Annotated in this window: 14 protein-coding genes and 1 pseudogene; 1 reads left to right on the top strand and 14 read right to left on the bottom strand. The window is 50.1% G+C overall.

Going from position 1 to position 17260, the window contains the following annotated elements:
- The 3 genes from MH144_RS12290 to MH144_RS12280 form a co-directional block, all read right to left on the bottom strand.
- A complete protein-coding gene (locus tag MH144_RS12290; protein ID WP_239300164.1) occupies positions 1-420 on the bottom strand; it encodes a hypothetical protein in 420 nt (139 codons plus the stop codon).
- A 19-nt stretch (positions 421-439) separates the two neighbouring features.
- Positions 440-1108 (bottom strand): uracil-DNA glycosylase, encoded by a 669-nt coding sequence (gene ung / locus MH144_RS12285; RefSeq protein ID WP_239300162.1) that lies wholly within the window; start codon positions 1106-1108, stop codon positions 440-442.
- Positions 1109-1413: 305 nt separating this feature from the next.
- A complete protein-coding gene (locus tag MH144_RS12280; RefSeq protein ID WP_239300160.1) occupies positions 1414-4335 on the bottom strand; it encodes an insulinase family protein in 2922 nt (973 codons plus the stop codon).
- Positions 4336-4936: 601 nt separating this feature from the next.
- Between MH144_RS12280 and MH144_RS12275 the strand changes: the two genes are divergently transcribed.
- Complete coding sequence (locus MH144_RS12275; protein ID WP_239300158.1) at positions 4937-5335, top strand: YhjD family protein; 399 nt, start codon at positions 4937-4939, stop codon at positions 5333-5335.
- A 47-nt stretch (positions 5336-5382) separates the two neighbouring features.
- Here MH144_RS12275 and MH144_RS31095 read toward each other — a convergent pair whose 3' ends face one another.
- From MH144_RS31095 to MH144_RS12230, 11 genes and pseudogenes are all read right to left on the bottom strand, one after another.
- On the bottom strand, positions 5383-5586 hold the full coding sequence (locus MH144_RS31095) for a DUF2614 family zinc ribbon-containing protein (protein ID WP_418041139.1): 204 nt from the start codon (positions 5584-5586) through the stop codon (positions 5383-5385).
- A 93-nt stretch (positions 5587-5679) separates the two neighbouring features.
- Positions 5680-5916, bottom strand: coding sequence for a hypothetical protein (locus tag MH144_RS12270; protein ID WP_239300156.1), 237 nt, complete (start codon positions 5914-5916; stop codon positions 5680-5682).
- A 1-nt stretch (position 5917) separates the two neighbouring features.
- Positions 5918-6541, bottom strand: coding sequence for an N-acetylmuramoyl-L-alanine amidase (locus tag MH144_RS12265; protein ID WP_239300665.1), 624 nt, complete (start codon positions 6539-6541; stop codon positions 5918-5920).
- A gap of 64 nt (positions 6542-6605) precedes the next feature.
- Positions 6606-6827, bottom strand: a complete 222-nt coding sequence (locus tag MH144_RS12260) for a hypothetical protein (protein WP_239300154.1) — start codon at positions 6825-6827, stop codon at positions 6606-6608.
- An 18-nt stretch (positions 6828-6845) separates the two neighbouring features.
- Positions 6846-6914: pseudogene (locus tag MH144_RS31090) on the bottom strand (BhlA/UviB family holin-like peptide); the annotation flags it as partial.
- Positions 6895-7089 carry a hypothetical protein gene (locus MH144_RS12255; protein WP_239300152.1) on the bottom strand — a complete coding sequence of 65 codons (195 nt, stop codon included), beginning with the start codon at positions 7087-7089 and terminating at the stop codon, positions 6895-6897. The pseudogene MH144_RS31090 and the gene MH144_RS12255, both read right to left, overlap by 20 nt.
- Positions 7090-7162: 73 nt before the next feature.
- Positions 7163-7711 (bottom strand): stalk domain-containing protein, encoded by a 549-nt coding sequence (locus tag MH144_RS12250; protein WP_239300150.1) that lies wholly within the window; start codon positions 7709-7711, stop codon positions 7163-7165.
- Positions 7712-7760: 49 nt separating this feature from the next.
- Complete coding sequence (locus MH144_RS12245) at positions 7761-9881, bottom strand: phage tail protein (protein ID WP_343226059.1); 2121 nt, start codon at positions 9879-9881, stop codon at positions 7761-7763.
- A 24-nt stretch (positions 9882-9905) separates the two neighbouring features.
- On the bottom strand, positions 9906-12119 hold the full coding sequence (locus MH144_RS12240) for a tail fiber domain-containing protein (RefSeq protein WP_239300148.1): 2214 nt from the start codon (positions 12117-12119) through the stop codon (positions 9906-9908).
- A gap of 17 nt (positions 12120-12136) precedes the next feature.
- Positions 12137-12922 carry a phage tail domain-containing protein gene (locus MH144_RS12235; protein WP_239300146.1) on the bottom strand — a complete coding sequence of 262 codons (786 nt, stop codon included), beginning with the start codon at positions 12920-12922 and terminating at the stop codon, positions 12137-12139.
- A complete protein-coding gene (locus MH144_RS12230) occupies positions 12922-16605 on the bottom strand; it encodes a phage tail tape measure protein (RefSeq protein WP_275440069.1) in 3684 nt (1227 codons plus the stop codon). The genes MH144_RS12235 and MH144_RS12230 overlap by 1 nt, the downstream gene beginning before the upstream one ends.
- Positions 16606-17260 lie beyond the last annotated feature (655 nt).

The following is a 17260-nucleotide window of genomic DNA, read 5'->3' as shown; positions in this document are numbered from 1 at the left end:
TTAGCGTATGCCCCGCCTGGAACGCACCACAAACATATGCTTGTCCTTGCGAAGCAACCGGCCATCTGCAAGCTCGACCTGATCTTCATCATGACGAAGAATCGTGGTGGACAGCGCTACAATTTTGGCCCGCCGCCATATCATGACCTGTGATTTGAAATAGATCGCATTGTCAAACTGAATGGCCTTTTTCATCACATATCCGACCTTATGCACCTCAGAACGTGCTTTCTTCAAGGGAAGGCTCTCTTCGGGCAGAGGTCTGATCATTGCGATATTGTCGAACGACACCTTGATCCGCTTCGGTCCGATTCGTACACAATCCGATTCTTCATCCCACTCTACCAAAGTCCCCTTCAGTGGCTCTCGTATCCCCGTCGCCCGATATACTGCTACTTTTCGTCCAACCCAATGTCGCAATGTCCTCACCTCCGCTTATCTAGTTTTCCGGTATAGTCCAATCAATCGGTTGAATACCTTTGGAGGTCAGGAAATCGTTGGCTTTGGAGAATGGCCGACTGCCCAGAAAACCACGATGGGCTGCAAGTGGACTGGGGTGTGTTGATTCCAGCACCAGATGTTTGTCCCGGTTAATAAAGGCGCCCTTTTTCTGCGCATGACTGCCCCACAGCATGAACACCATCGGTTCCGAGCGTTCATTCAACGCACGAATCACCGCATCGGTGAACTTTTGCCAGCCCAGTCCCTGATGAGAATTCGGCTGGCCCTCGCGTACCGTAAGTACATTGTTAAGCAGCAGTACGCCTTGTTCTGCCCAGTGTACCAAGTACCCCTGTTTGGGGATTGGCAAGCCCAGATCTGCATGAAGTTCCTTATATATATTTAGTAGTGAAGGCGGAATGCGCACACCTGGCATGACCGAAAAGCTTAGTCCGTGTGCCTGTCCAGCTCCGTGATAAGGATCCTGACCCAGAATGACTGCTTTGACCTGATGATAAGGCGTCAGTTTGAGCGCCGAGAACAGATTCTCTTTGGACGGATATACCGTTTGCGTTTTGTACTCTTCTGCTAATGCATAACGTATATCGTTAAAATACTCCGATTCAATCTCTTCTCTAAGAACTGTGTCCCAATCGTTTTCAAACATATGTATGGGCTCCTTTCCCTGATGAAAACATACCCGTGCTGCCAAAACCTCTGGCTGCCCTTGTGTTGAGCCTGATTCAAGGCTCATAGACTATCCATCATTTTAACATACCTCCGGGCGGCAGGCCAGAAATGTGCTATAGCGGCATATCTGTTCAGGCTCTGACTGATATACTCTGAATATTCTTAAGCCATTTTCACGAGTTATAAACCAAAAAAACGAGCCCCCAGATGGCTAAACCAACCGGGGACCCGTTTTTTTTGTTCATGCATCCACTTTGCGAAAACCATGCACTACTTCTGCATTTAGTACTTGATTAAATCCAGCGTTTCGTCGAACAGGAAGCCTTGCTCTTCGATCTTGCTTTCATTGCCGACAACACAGCGATTTCCTTGTTCCAGGATTGCAGAAACGAGGGCAGCCGAATCGATGATATGGGCTTCCGTTGTGCCCAGCACTTCATCTCGTTCCTGTTGAAGATCTGCTTCGGTAACGTTCGACAAGTAGCATTCCAGTGAAAAGTTCCCTTCCGAATACGGTGTTCTAGGTGTATCCAGATCCTGAATGGCACCGATAATATATCTCGTCATTTCACGATCATCCGCTTTGAATTTTTGCAAATACTGCGGAATGTCTTCATAAACTTTATAGGTTTTCTCAAGATTAGGGTCCCTGTATGAGGCTAAATAGCTGTCTCCATTCCGTCTGAAACCGCTCATGCAGCCGTAGGCACCACCCTTGGCCCGAATATTGGTCCACAGATAGTCAAGTGACAAGATCCCCTGAAGAACCCGCAGCGAGCCTGTATACTGGAATCCCTTGGTAAGGAAGTTGCCTGTCTGAACAACATATTGCACTTCCGAAGGTGACTTGAAGCCCTCATTGTGATGAACCTCTTGGAATCCAGCGTGCTCCTTCGCCACATCATGTGTATACAGCTTGGATTTCAGGTCAGACACCTGCTGCTCCAACCCTTCATATCCTTTCTCATCTGCGGTATAGCTAACAAGCAGCAGCTCAGGTCTGAAAATCATGCCTGTCAATTCTTTAAGACGAGTGGCAAGCTCTTCTTTTCTCTCATCATAGTTCGCCTGAAGCTCTTCGAGCCATTGATAAAAAGCAATCCCGCTAACAGCTTCCCGGAAGGCAGCCACCGCTGAATGTTTGGCAGAGGATCTGCCCATGGCCGCAGAATGTCCACTGTTGATCAAGCTGCGCTGCAATTGTCCCTTCAGTTGGGAAATGATCTCATACAAGCGCTTCGAGTCGTCGAACCGGGAAGTCAGAATGATCTCTTTGATCATGTCAAACGCAAATCCCAGCTTGCTGTACAGAACCTTCGCCCCGAATTCGAAGTGAGCCCGGTACGCGTTGTACTGTTTCGCATCAGCGCTCGCCCCTACACTTGCACTGATTCCGCCTGAGTGGATATGGATTTCATTGGATAACTCGTTGAACGAGAAATTCTTCGTATCCACATAACCGAGCACACTTTTTAGCAGACCGGCATAAGGCAGCAGATGCTGCGGAATCTCTTTGACATCAAATAAAAGCTTCAGATAACCAATCCCGTTGGTGTATAGATTGTGATGCAGGATCGTTGTGCCCTCTACCGTGTTTAGGGTTTGGTACAGGGTGGATGCTTTGGGTTCGATATCTTCAATCGACAAGGTTGGAATAACCTGCTGTTGTTCTTTGGTCGAAGGCTCATTTTGATAATCCGCGAGCTCTTTCGTTTTTTGCACCAACTCTGCGATTTCGGTCTCATTCAGACTGGCCTGATAGGATTTCAGCCGGGTACGCAGCGCCTCTTCCTTCCGCTGATTCAACCCTTTGTCCGGAGTCACCGCAACAAATGAGGTATGTGTATTTTGCAGCAAATACTGCTCAATCAACTGCTCGAAGTATCCTTGATTCATTTTGGTTCGCAGCGTTGCAAATACGTCATTGGCCTCCAGGTGAGCGAATGGCGCCTGATCATCATAGAGCCAGCTCTGAAGTGTATAGAAGCCATAGATGAGTCCTTTCGGCATTCTTCCAAAATCGGCTTCACGATGGTTGAATTCATAAGAGTTAATCCCCGCAAGCAGAGCCTTGGGATCAATTCCTTCCTTAACTACACGCTGAAGCACTTCATTCACTGTATCCAAAAACACCTGTTTGCTCTCCAGGTTACTCTTCTTCAAACCAATGGTCAGTACAGGCTGATACAAGCTGTCGTCATACGAGCCATAGACTTCTTTGGCAATCCCCTTATCCAGCAGTGCCTGCTTCAGAACAGCTCCCGGCGCACTCAGGAGTGCATACTGCAAAATTTGAAAGGCAATATTCAGTTCCTGATCAAGAGTAGTCCCAATCACGGCATTATACGTCAAAAAGCTGTTATCCACTTCCGACTCGGTACTTCCCGCGGAATACGTTTTGACCACATCAACCCGCTCGCTGAAGGCTTCCTGTACCCCAATCTCCGAGTCAGTCTCAATACGATCGTACTGGTTCAGATAGGTTTCATCCAGCCATTTCAGCTTCTCTTCCATATCCATATCACCGTACAGGTATATGTAGCTGTTCGAAGGATGGTAGTATTTCGTATGGAAATCGAGCAAACCCTGGTAGGTCAAATCTGTGATCTCATCCGGAATGCCTCCAGACTCGCAGGAATAGGTTGTATCCGGGAAAAGTGAATTCAGGACGGCTCTGCGTACAACACGCTCCGGAGAGGAGAATGCCCCCTTCATCTCGTTGTACACCACACCGTTATATGTCAATTCATCCTCAGGCGAGGCCAGATTGTAGTTCCAGCCCTCTTGCAGGAATATTTTCTCGTTCTCATAAATGTTGGTATTCAGTACCGCATCCAGATAAATATCCATCAAGTTATGGAAGTCATGATCATTGCGGCTGGCGATCGGGTAGATCGTTTTGTCCGGGTACGTCATTGCATTCAGGAAGGTATTCAGTGAACCTTTCAACAGCTCCACAAAGGAATCCTTTGCAGGAAACTTCTTGGACCCACACAGCACGGAATGCTCCAAAATATGAGGTACACCCGTATTGTCACTCGGAGGTGTTTTAAACCCGATACTGAACACTTTATTGTCATCCTCATTGGATAAAACGACAATTCTGGCACCTGACTTTTTGTGTTCAAGCAGGTAACCATCTGATTTCAGTTCCTCCATCCTGCGTTCCTGTAAAACCTGGTAAGGCTGAAGTTGTTTCAACATATGCTGATCCTCCATCAAAAGAAATTTATTTTGCTTCCTTGAGTTCCGCAAGATAAAGGTAATTTATGCCTATGGATAGTATACACCATCGTTTCATGTCTTCCTAACTTACAGCCTGAGGCAACTAGACATCTCCTGATATGTATTATGTACAATTTCAGTTTATGAACCCGAAAGGTAGGATTTTCTATTCAATATACTCAAAAAGGGTATAAAAAAAATCGCATCGACAGCTTGTTCAACAAGCGTCATGCGATCTTCTTCATAAGGATGCCGAGGACCGGGATCGAACCGGTACGGTAGTCACCTACCGCAGGATTTTAAGTCGCAACGCTATGTTTACGCCTCTAAACCCGCATTCCTACGCTACTCTATCGTTAAATTGGCGTCCAAACACACGAGGACCCACCGTTCATTTATACGTTGTGATATCGTTTTACCCTTCCGCTACTGTGCGTTTGGGTCTCGTTTATTATACGAAATACTAAACGTAATAGCAAACGGGGATGCTACGTTGTGTTTACGTCATTACCGCGCTATACTAAGAACAAACGTTCTGCATGCGCAGACTAAAACGCCTTACAACGGAGGCCTGCCGCCCATGATCGATATCACTCTCGCTGACCACGCGCTAATCAAATCGCATATCATCCTCCCACGCGTCCTCACCGCATTCGAACGGGATATCGCGCTCATTAACGCTACGCTCAAGACGCCGGGCCCTTATGTCGACGCAATTGCGGAAGCTCAGCGCAAACTCACCGCAGACATCTACGAGGTGCGCAAGGGCTTCCGGACGCGCGGTATCAAAGTCTACGAAGAGGTATCGGACAGCGACGGCGTAGTGGCGCGCTATAAATGTCGCAGATATCAGGCGGAGATGCGGATACGGTGGTCGATGATGACGGCGGAGGCAGGCGTGTTGATGCGAAAGTATCTCGGATTGAATACGGATCAATACGTGGACCCGACGGTGCCTGAGCGGCTGCGCGGTCTATAACGCAGAAAAAGCGCCCACCTCCGAAGAGATGAGCGCTAAGTCTTGCGTTATGAAGTTACTAAATCGCCGTCAGCTGTTCGTGTGACGCGCGTTTTACATTTCGGGCACTTATAGCTTCCGTTCATAAGTCGGTACACCTTACCGCAATGCGGACAGCTTATCTTTTCTGCGCGAAAATATTGAATGTTCGTCCATACTGTTGCTATTGGGAGTACGATGAAAATCAGTATCAAAAATATAATTAGAAGCAACTGAATCCCTCCGTAGGTATGTATACGCGGCGTCCCGCGCTCTTATACGGTATTATACGTCATCGAGCGAAGAAACGCCGCAACTATTTTCCGTTAATTTCCCGATTTCTTAATTGCTTTAGCTCCGATATCATACAACTTACACGCGGCCAAACCCGTCATTACGCCCGTCATGATACCCTCAACTACGGTTTCAACCGGAATGTAAAAGAGACCCGCCACTAGGCCGAGTCCCATCGATAACATCGGAATGAACTTCACCGGTACATATAACTTCGCGAACTCTCCGATCGCAATAATCACCGCTACCACTACGCCAATTTCGTACATATTATGCGCCCTCCTTCGTAATCGTCACCGTTTTAGTCTTCGAATCCCACGTTACCTTCGCGCCCAATGCTTCGGCTACTGCACGCGCAGGTGTATACGTTGTGCCTGCGTCAAGCACGCCGTCCGTCACCTTTTTACCGTTCACAACTACGCTCACGATTACGTCTTTCTTCACGTCAGCATCCGCCACCTTTTCGTTTAATTTCGCTTGCACCGCCGCCTTAAACAAACCCCAACCGGTCCATGCGCCGCCATCGTACATTAAGCGCGGACAGATTTTGCGGGACCAGTCGTAGTGTCGACGCAATCTATCTACGCCCCACCCGCGCTCTTTCAGCATCGACGCAACGAGAGTCGCCGCGTTATCTAGCGTCTTTGCGTAGTTGCCGGACTCGCAGATCTCGATACCGATTGACGTACGGTTGCCGGAGCTCGCACCGCTACCGTCTCCGGAATGCCACGCGTTCTCATTAAGCGGAATACATTCGATAGCCTCGCGCTCATCAACTACGATGTGAAACGAAGCCTGACGCGCGTTGGTCGGATTTGTAAGCCATCCGCGCTCATTCGCCGCAGTAGAGTTCGCGTTGCCCGTATTGTGAATCGTAATAGTTGTTGCATTCATAACGTAGCCGGGCCGCCGGTTATACGCGGTCCCTTTCGGAATATAATCTTTGCGGTAATTCACGTTATCGCTCCCCTTTCATTACGGACTTGATCTCCGTTACATCAATCGCCAGAGTTTCGTATTGTGACGCCAATGTTTCGAAGCGCCCCGTCAGATCCTCGGCCAATCGCATTAGGCGCTCTTCCCTACGTAACGCGTCCGAATACATCTGATCCTCGCGTTCTTTGGCGGCGACTAGCATGCGTTCTTCCCGCGCCTTCCCATCGTCTTGTATGCGCGCCATCTGACGCCAAAGTAAGAAGCCAACAACGACGAATAGGACTGCGAACAGCCCCTCCTTTAACGCACTATTAAATATCGCTTGCTCCATCGTCGGCCCCCTTATCTAGCGCAGCCAATGCCATACCGATTTCGTGATCAAGTGCGCGGAGTATTTCCGCCTGGCCGTCCGGATAATGTGCGAGTATTTCTGAGATGACTGCGGTAATTTCCGGAACTGGTTGCGCCAGGTCGATCGTACATTCGAGTAATACACGTGACTTCATGCGCTGTTCCTCCGTTTCTGTGAACGCAAAAAAGGCCACGCCTGACGGCGAGACCTCTGCGTAATGTATTCGTTTATTTAAGCGCGGCGAGTGCGGCTTCGGCTTGCGCGATGTCTGCGTTAGCTTGCGCTATTCTCTCGTCGTACCCTGCGAGCTGCGATTCGCGTTCAGCAATTACCGCCTCATCCGCTTTTACTGACTTCAAACGGTCCACATCCGCTGCTACTTCCGCGCGTTCTTTGAGGTTTGGCGCGAGTATACGATCTTTTAAAATAGACAGTGTCTCTTGTAAGCTTTCCGCAGAACGCCCGGAGTACTTGTTTTCGGCAGTCGCTTCCGGTGATGCCGTTTGTTGTACATCCGTCGTAGTTACTGTAATTGTTTTTCCGCTCACTTTGATATCCGCTCCTAACGCCTCAGATATTCCGCGAACAGGTACGTTAGCCTTCCCGTCAATAATTGCGCCTTTATCCGCGAGCTTTTGGCCGTCAACAATAACGGTATACTCTCCGGAGACTTTCTTACCTACGAGTGACTTTACGCTATCCGCAAATGCGCCGGCAGATGTCGAAAGAACAAATCCGATCAAGATACCGCCGGCAATGTATGCTACTTTTTTCATGATTAATCCTCCGCGAATTGGTATATGGTTCTTATTTCCTATAATACCATTACGCGGCGGAAGTTGTGAAGGTACCGCCTCCAGATGTAGCATTCTGTGGGTTCCCGTGGTTGTGGTCAGGTACTGATACTGTATGCCTGTGGCTGAGAGATGCTTTCCCACTTAACGAGTTCCATATTGAATCTAACTCTGCCCTCAGACCTGAAATGTTTCCGATCCCGAGGTTAAGTCCGGTCACCGTACTCCTAAATTCCGCAGGTCCCGCGATAATTGGCGCGCCTTGTAACCGTATAGGGTTACCGGTGTTGTTCGATCCGATAAACACGTCGTTACTGAATACGGTAAGCTGCCCGTTATTCTGGTACGCGTTAATCTCACCGGCCACCGCGCCACCTGACCCGTAAAAGGATATCGCAGCGATTCCGCTATCAGATCCGGTATTAATTCTGATACGATTTGTACCGGCCGCGTCATAACTTCGGAGTCCTTGCGCGTCTAGCTCGATTCGACGGCCGCTTATTGCTGTGCGGATCAACGCGCCCGTTAGAATACCACCCGTGATTTGACCCTGCGCAGTGATGTCTCCGCTAAATACACCATCTTTCCAATTGGACGCATTAAGGTTAGATTCGAAAATGTTTGCGCTGTTCGCGGTCAAGCGGTTCATGGTAACATTACCTTGGAAATCCAAACGGAAAGGCGCGGAGCTAAAGACTGCGTGGCCGGCCGACATTCCCGCTGTTTGATTCAACAAGATTATGTTATTGCCACTACCAACGCTAAGAGACGAGAAGTTACCGATCTGCCCAATTATCCTCTCACCGTGAACACCGTCCGCGGTTATTGCGGCTCTTAGCGTATTCCATCCGTCAGTCGAGACGCCGACTCCAGCGGAAGTTAAGCGCACCTGACGGAGTGGATTCGTCTTGTCTTGCGCAAGAATACCGCCTTCGGGCGGATACACAAGCTCCGTCTTCGAGTTATCAATATCCGCAATCGCCTGTTTCGCGAACGACTCGAATACCTCCGTCCGGATTGTTCCCGCGCTCATAATATCGTTGACGATCCGTTTGGCTCGGTCGAGATCCGCAATGATGTCGCTGAAATCCCGCGTCATTACGTTAGCAACCGTAGCCTGCGTATGCTTATCGCGATCGAACGGATACTCGGTAAGCTCCGTTACGCGTGAGGTAATGTTCGCGAGGCCCATTTCCGGATCATAACAGTAGACGACGTCACCAAGCGAAACGGTCGATTCTGACGCGTCGATCTTGTGAATGTCCGCTGCACTTACGGAAAGCTCAAGCGCGGGCACCTCGTTATCCGCGAGAGCCTTACGCGTCTTCCGTACGAGTTCCGCGACATCTGTAATATTTTGCTCGATAATCTCTCCGTCATAGAACGCGATATCTGACGTAGCCCAGGCGCCGGCATATTGCGATACAAGGTAATTCGACTGCAGCACGCCGTTAACGATAGCGCCCGGAACTGACGCCAACCTTGCGCGCTCATCTGCTGTAAGAATGGTCGCAGGCTGTCCGATCCATGTGCGTCCGTCTTTCATCTGCGCGTACATACGTGTGACTAACGCACTTCCGTCGTCGCCGTACGAAGAGGATACGATGTTTTTATTAATCCGATACTGATGCCCGAAGTCGCCGCCGATCTTCTTACGCAAGTGAATGACGAAGTTATCCGGATCGACTTCCGCAACGTACATTGAGATTACCGCGTTCAACGCTTCGAGCGCGTTGGTACGGCCCCAATCCTTCACGTCGTATAAATCGAATGTATCGTCGATTGAGAACGTAAAGCGTCCGTTAGTGGCCGCGCTGATCGAATCGGTAAGCCGCGAAATATGAACGCCGTACGCCTCCGAAATATACGAAGAGTACGGCATCTTATAGTCAGCGAGTTTAAACATGACGTGAGAACACGATACTTGCGCAGTTAGCGTTTTACCTTCGCGATTACGTCTGCGTGAGTTGATGACGTAAAGTTGGCCGCGCTCGTCTTGAACGTGGCCTTTTAGCGCTATGAGCTCGCGGTATTCATCGGACGACATCGGTACATTAAACGTCAGTGTATAATCCGAGTTAATGCGGCGCTGGCGCTGGACATCGTACGCGGACGGTAAGACTCCGATGGGGTTGCGCGATTTATCGTATATGCGTAAGATTGCGACTCACCTCCTTTACTTGAACTGCAGCCGTTTCAGCTCTCTACGCATTAGGGCCATCTCCAAAAATTGACACTCATCAAATCTTATTCCCCACCTACTGCCTGCCCGTATTGCGGGGGAGACTATATTACCGGCTTCATCCACGATTTCTTCACTATCTCCCCACTCATCGAAGCAGAGAAGTCCGTAATGGGTAGCATCCAGCCCCTTAGCTTCAAAGACGTCTTTTATGTCTTGTGCTATGAGTCCTACATGCCACCGCGCCCCGTCTCCTTTACTCTGTACCGCATCGTTGAACTTAAATCTAGAGTATTGAACGTTAGACCAGGCATCCAGCACTTCGTCAGGAATATCTCCGATCTGCTGTTTCTCGTCTCTGTCAGAGGTGCTTATCGTTCCCGTAGCCGCGTAAACCTGCGTCCATCTGTTTGAGGTACCTCCGAGAGATACTAGATTGTCGCTATATGGACGCAGGGATGCTGAGGTAACTTCTGCAATGTTAGTCCCACCAACCCTCATTGACATAGATGCCCTAGAAGGTACCCACAAAACCTCTACTGCGCTCGTATTTCCGGCAGACCCTAGTGCTAAACTTGGCGAGGACGTACCGTCAGAAACTACGTGAATTTTCGAGGCTCCATCTCTATGGAACATGGCAACTGACGACGACTCTGCTGTGGCGGTAGAATTTACGACACCTCGTTTAAAATACTCAGTCATGCCGCTCACCTGACGCTCTTGCCTAAACTCTAATACGTTATTCGAACCTAAATCATTGACGGAAAAAGTGCCGTCTGAGTATAGGGCTTCTATTTTATTAAACGCACAGTTTGCATCCAGAGCGATGTCGCCGTTGGTCCAGTTACCTTCCGTACGGACGCCCGTAATAAGCCAACTATCCACCCGCTTTAGATTCATTGCACTCATTGCGGTTGTGGAATCACTAGAGCTCTCCATAGATACTCCGTACCACTGCCAATGATTAATTGCTGCGGAGCCTACAGTTCTCTCGGCATATATATGGTAATCCACCGTCCGCGTGGAAACCATCTGCATACGCCCTCCGATTACCGTATTTTCTGCTGCGTATCCCGTGCCGTTAACATATATGTGCCAACTTCGATTGCAACGATGCACATAGGGGTGGATGAAAGTGCAGTAAGCTACTCGACACGCTTCTCCAGGCGCCATATATATGCCCTTGTCGTGATGCGATGATTTTAATTCTACGAATACAGCGTTAGAGGCATTCACAAAACTGTATCCTACGCTATTAGCAGGTACTGCAGTGGTATTCTCTCTTGTTACGCTGAGGCCGTAGATGCTTTTTTGGAAGGCATTTGATGGTGTCCCAATCGCCACACCGATTTGCGCGGAGCTCCATAAAACAGCGCCAGTCCCTTGGACGTTGCAATTTTCAAAAACAACGGTTTGCGACGAATAGAATGTTGCCGCAGGAAAAAAAAGAACTCCGTTGTTAGCAGTACAATAGTCAGATGCGGCCTGTATTGCTTCGAAATCGTCGGTGACACCGTCCCCTACTGCCCCGTATGCAATGACATTTACCGCGTGCATCGTTTGGCCCGACAATTCATCCACCTTCGCTTGAGCTCCTGCAGGAGTCTCCGCGCCAATGTCCGTAGGCGTCAACGCGTTAAACTCGTCTCTCAACGCAACCAAGTCCGGAATCGGATCGGCACCATCGCTATTATGCGAAGATCCATGCGCGCCCGGCGTCGCCTCTCCTGTAGCCGTGACCGTCAGCGTCTTCGTTGTGGGATTCGTGGACACTGTAATTCCCGTTCCGCCGGCAATCGTCAATGTATCGGACTCCGCGCCAGCTATAACGTTATTCACTTGCGCGAATGCGTTCTGATTCGCTTCGGCTCCGGCTTCCAAGCCGTCCAATTTCTCGCGATCCGACGTGGATAGATGCGCGACGGTATCCGCTTCATGCTCGTCAAGGTTCGTTTGTACTGCGTCAACTTCCTCTTTACGTGCGATATCGTCCGGTGCACTTGGTGCAGATACTTTCGCCCGTCCCGCGCTGTCTCGTTGCATGATCTTTCCTGCGGTTGCGGCCGATGTTGATCCGTGCGCAGTCTGTGCTGCTACGTGCGTATCGTGTGCATCGAGCTCCGTTTTAATGGCGGAGTAATTTGCGTTATGCTTCGCGAGATTCGCCATATCGAGCTCTTTATTAATCGTTTGCGGATTAAATGCCATTGTCCGCGCTCCCTTCGTTAGTAGAGGTATTTGTAACGGAAGACGAACGCAAGTGATACCGCAAGTCCTGCGCCTCCGACCGTAATCGTCGTTGTTCCTGGATTCAACGCAAAAAAGACGCCATTACTCGATCCGTAGGCGTTGACTCCGTTTTTCTTAACCGTATATTTTTCGCAATTGATTTCCCACGTATCGGACGCGGTACTTGTTGCGTTGATTACTATCGTTTGGCTTCCGTCAGACAACGTAAGATTCGTAAACGCGCCGCTAACTTTAATCACGGGCGACTGCGGTAATGTTCCTTCGTTACGTACGGGCATCGTTCCTGCCCCGCTAAAGAACTGCGCGTAATCCGAATATACGTAGCCCTGCCCGTATGAGAGCCCCTGCCCGTATTCGTTTACCGCGGTATCCCGCAAAGACTGCGGCCACGGGTCGTTCATCTTGAGCGGAAGGCTAATCGTCCGACTTCCGGTTGCCTGCACGGAAAGAGTCCCGCTATAAACTACCGGATATCTCTTCGCGGGCAAATCGTGAAACTCGACGTATATCTGCGGACCGTGAACGCTCATCATTGCCGCCAGTTGCGCAAGTGCCGCGTGATAATCCTGCGCGAAGCAATAAAGCGTTACGTTTATTACGCGAGGACCGAACGTTGATCCGAAGTCAATTACGCCGTCTGATCCCGCGAGCTTAACCGTATTGTCCTCCGTTTCAGGAAGAACGGGCAGGCTCCGCTCGGTTAAAGCGAAGCCGATCGTTTCGAGGTCGATCTCGTTTATCTTAATGCCCCATTCCGTCATTAGCGCGTCTTCACCCCCTGCGTCTGTAATCGTTGAACAGCGCGTGCTCTCTCGTCATACATCATTTCGGTATCCGCGCGATCCGTAAGTGTAACGCCATTAACGGACATGTCGATTTGATTCACGACTTGCGTAGGTGCTGCGGTAGTATCCGAAGGGCCAGCCGCGATCATTCGGAAGACATTTCCGATCTGCTCCGGGTTAAGAACTATTTCGCCAGCATGCGCAATCACCGGAACAGCCGACCCTGCCGCGCCTTGGACAACGCCACCTTTAGCGAATTGCTGTAGCTTACCGGTATCCTTTCCGATGCCGTAAAGCTTACGGAGCTCCTCGTTACGTGCCGTCAGACGCGCCATCTCAGCCGTATCGCCCTTCGCCTTAGCCGCGTCCCATGCGTCCTTATTCGCGTTATATTCCGCAAGGTCAGACGATGAGCCTGCGCCAGCTACTCCGGTATTCAACGTAGCCATCTTCGCGTTATACTCGGTGACGAACGAATCCAGTGACGCGAGGATTGTTGCGTTGGCTTCCGCGTTAGCATTCGTACGGAACTCCGCAATGGCCGCCTCGATAAACTTAACGTCATCCGCGTGATTCTCGAACGCATCGTTAAGCGCGTCGTACTGGCGTTGTGTGGCGGATTTCTCTTCGTCAAAAGCCGTATTACGCGTATCCTTTTCGTCCTGAAGTGCGGCCTTCTGCGATTCGAGATCCCGTTTACGAAGTTCGCGGTCGTGTTCGAGTTCCATGCGCGCAAGCTCTTTAATCAAGTCTTCGCGTTCCTGGATACCTTCCGGACCGACTGCGGAGCCTAGTTCGTCGATACGCGCCAGTTTTTCGGAACGTTGCGTCTCATAGTCCGCGTCAGAGTTGTACTCCGCTTCCTTCGCGATCAATGCGTCAATAGCCGCGATCTTCTCGTCGACTTCCGCAACGTACGTCTTCTTACGCTCCTCAATCGCAGCGAGATCGGCCTTCAACGCGGCATCAATATTCGTCTTCTCCGTTTTCAGGAGTTGATCCGCAAGCTTCTCCGTTTCCGTGACGAGCTTCTTACGCAGATTGTATAGTTGGTCCTCCGCCTTCTCGTAATACTCCGAATCCTTCGCGTGACGATCGCGTACTCTCGTCCAGGCTGCGATCTTCATCTGCGTGATTTCGAGCTCGGATTTGCCGGCGGATTCCATTCGGCGTTCTTCCTTGCCGATCCACTTTTCGGACGCGCCATACGCATCTGCTACCGCTTGCTCATTCGCCTTAACGAGTTCCTTGCGCGCTTTGTACAGCTTCTCGTCCGCGTCCTTATATTCGTCAGAATCCTTCTTATAACGGTCACGAACGCGAGTAAGTGCGGCGATTTTCATTTCAGCGATGGCGACTTCGGACTTACCGGAATCCTCCATGCGGCGCTCCTCTTTATCGATCCATGTCATCGAGAAGTCATAGCGCGATTTAACGCTGTCCTCTTCCAGGCGCTTGAGCTGCAGATTAAGTGTGCGCGCGTCCTCGACCGTTTCCTTAAGATGCTGAGCGTGAGCTTTCTTAAGCTTCTCGTACGCCTTAATCTGCTGATCCGCTGACCAATCGTACATTTCCGCTTGGTAACGGATAGTTGCAAGATCGGCATTGTACGCGTCATCCCGTAGATCCTTTGCGACCTCTGCGGCGGACTTTCCGGTTTTGGCTTTCGAGGACTTCGCTTTCTTACCGGCGGCTTTCTTGGATTTGTCTTCTTTGAGACTAATTCCGGAGCTACCTTTAGCGGGAGCGTACGCTTCCCCGGAAGAAAGAGATTCTTTAGCACGCGAGATATCGAGTAGCGCCTGCTGCGCTTTTACCTGTTTGTCATAAAGCCCGTCGAGGATTTCGCTATCTCCGTTTACCATCCTCTCAAACGTTGGGTTAACGCTTATGCCGCCGATACCCGTAACGGTCTTCTTAGCGGGACCAGACTGAATACCTCCGACCGCGTTCATCGCACGTGCTAGGCTTTCGTAGTTACTGATCTGTGCTTTAACCGACGCCAAGTTTGCCCGAGCCATTGCCTCCATGTTACTGACGTACGCGTTCACAGCTTCCGCAGATTGATCAATGAATGACCTCTCTGCTGCAATATGCTCATCGATAATTCCGATATTCTGAATCCTTACTTGACCTGATTCATCCATAACGCGGTTCAGATCTGGATACTTTTTACGTAATTGATCGACCGTGCTGGCTAATTCCTGTTTTTGCGCGTCATCAAGTTGTTGTGCGGAGGATAGTTCATTGTAACGTGCGAGAAGTGCCTCGGACGCTTCTACTTGTCTGTACTTTGCAGTTACATCCGCTATCTCCGCCTCTTTCATCTTCAACAACGCCGGAGTCGATTCTTCAATAGTACGATTCAAAATATCAAGTTTGCTTGTCGCATCTTCCACGCCGTCATAGCCGAGTCCGCGCAGTTTGTCGTCCATATCCGCAAGCTGCTCGTTAATATCGATCATTTCGTCGAGAAGCGCAGGCGTTCCGAGTCCTTGTTCCTGCAGCGATTCGATTTCGTTCAGACGCGATTGTAACTGTGCGCGCTCCTCAAGAACCGTATTCAATTCCGCGGTCTGCTCCTGTAACGCCTGTACTTCGGAAACAGTACGGTCGAGCGGCGATTGAGACAACGTATTATTGAGTGCGCGTTGCGCTTCGTCATGTTGACGTACAGCATCCGCCGCCTCGCTATTACTCGAAATCAGCGCCGTCACTCCCGCGGCCACAAGTCCGAGCGTTACGGAAATTGCGAGCAGTATCGGGTTGCTAATCGTTAAAGCTTTTAACGCGATCGATAGAACGCCGATTGCTGTCGCAAGTGCGAGCGCTCCTGTTGACGCCGTAGCAAACGCGATGATAGCGTTCTGCAGTACCGGGTCCATATCGTTGAATCCGAGCAATAATGCGGAGATACCCTCGGCTGCTTTACGTACAACTGGCGCAAAGTTATCGCCGACCGTAATACCGACCGCTTCGAGCGCAGATTGCATCTCTTGGATTGCGCCGTTTAGCGTATCCATTTGCGTCTCTGCGATCTGTGCCGCCGTACCGCCCGCGTTATTAAGCGATTCGGTAAACGCGTTAAGATCGCCTTCGCCCGCCTTAATCAGCGTTAGGAATCCGGATGCTGCCTCCTGTCCCGCGACGATACTTGCGGCTTGAGCCCGCTGAGCTTCCGTTAAGTTAACGAAGCCCTTTTCGAACTGTCCGATAATATTCGCGAAGGGTAAGAAGTTACCGGCCGCATCCGTTACGGTTACGCCCAACTGCTTCATAACGTACGCGACATCATCCGTTGGACTTGCGAGCCTAAGCATGATTGCGCGGAGCTGCGTACCGGCCATCTCGCCTTGAATACCGGCGTCAGACAATTTCGCAACTGCTGCGGAAGCTTCTTCGATGGAAACTCCGAGGTTAGCTGCGATTGGTGCGACGTATTTCATCGCGTAACCAAGCTGCTCGATATTCGTATTCGAGTTCGTCATCGTCTTCGCCATTACGTCAACAACGCTACTGGTTTCGTCCGCTTCGAGCTGGAATCCCGTCAGGATATTCGAAGCGATATCCGCAGTACGGGCGAGTTCCATCTGTCCGGCCGCCGCGAGGTTAAGTACGCCAGGCATTGCTGCCATGATCTCGTTTGTCTTAAATCCCAATCGTTACATCGAGGCTCTTTATCCTCGACTCTCCGCGTTTCCCCGGAGTATCGGACTATATCTTCACCGTTGCCTCTACGCATTACGGTGCCTGGCGCTCGTGGGCGTTTCCTCATGTCCAAAGAGTTAGAGTACTCCGCCTAGTCTCTACACGTTCCTGTGATTTCTCAACAGGCTTCGCTCGGTATTAGCATCCCATCCAACGCAAATAAGGCAGAATCAACTCTGCCCTTTAATTTGAAATACTCTATTAATTGCGTTAGGTCGTTTTGTGTGTAGCCAAAGGAATCGTGAAACTCCTTATGACACTCGTCACACACCGTAACTCCGTTATACATTTCCGTTCTTAGGTCCGTGTGCTCGGCGAAATTATAAATGTGATGCGCAATTAGGTTACCTCCCTTACTGTCACCACAGCAGCGACAAGTAAAAGAGTCTCGCAAAAACACATTAGCTCGCCATGCAAAATATTCAGGGTACTTGCGCGCGTTGATACGATCCTCATCAGTTAACTCAGGGTTCCAGTTAGGGTGATTTTCTCCGGAATGAATTACCGAATTGTGACTATTCTTGCATCCAACGGAGCAGTACTTCCACTTTTTATCCTTAACTTGAGAAGGATACCTTTTGAAAGTTCCGCCACAGTAGTCACAAG

The sequence above is a fragment of the Paenibacillus sp. ACRRY genome (assembly GCF_022346995.1).
Lineage (GTDB): Bacteria > Bacillota > Bacilli > Paenibacillales > Paenibacillaceae > Paenibacillus.
This window is presented reverse-complemented; position numbering and strand designations above follow the sequence as displayed.

Excerpts from the sequence above, each read along its gene's own strand:
- ung (WP_239300162.1), bottom strand. The coding sequence starts at position 1,108 with ATGTTTGAAAACGATTGGGACACAGTTCTTAGAGAAGAGATTGAATCG.
- MH144_RS12280 (WP_239300160.1), bottom strand. The coding sequence starts at position 4,335 with ATGTTGAAACAACTTCAGCCTTACCAGGTTTTACAGGAACGCAGGATG.
- MH144_RS12275 (WP_239300158.1), top strand. The coding sequence starts at position 4,937 with ATGATCGATATCACTCTCGCTGACCACGCGCTAATCAAATCGCATATC.
- MH144_RS12270 (WP_239300156.1), bottom strand. The coding sequence starts at position 5,916 with ATGTACGAAATTGGCGTAGTGGTAGCGGTGATTATTGCGATCGGAGAG.
- MH144_RS12265 (WP_239300665.1), bottom strand. The coding sequence starts at position 6,541 with ATGAATGCAACAACTATTACGATTCACAATACGGGCAACGCGAACTCT.
- MH144_RS12260 (WP_239300154.1), bottom strand. The coding sequence starts at position 6,827 with ATGGCGCGCATACAAGACGATGGGAAGGCGCGGGAAGAACGCATGCTA.
- MH144_RS12255 (WP_239300152.1), bottom strand. The coding sequence starts at position 7,089 with ATGAAGTCACGTGTATTACTCGAATGTACGATCGACCTGGCGCAACCA.
- MH144_RS12250 (WP_239300150.1), bottom strand. The coding sequence starts at position 7,711 with ATGAAAAAAGTAGCATACATTGCCGGCGGTATCTTGATCGGATTTGTT.
- MH144_RS12240 (WP_239300148.1), bottom strand. The coding sequence starts at position 12,119 with ATGGCATTTAATCCGCAAACGATTAATAAAGAGCTCGATATGGCGAAT.
- MH144_RS12235 (WP_239300146.1), bottom strand. The coding sequence starts at position 12,922 with ATGACGGAATGGGGCATTAAGATAAACGAGATCGACCTCGAAACGATC.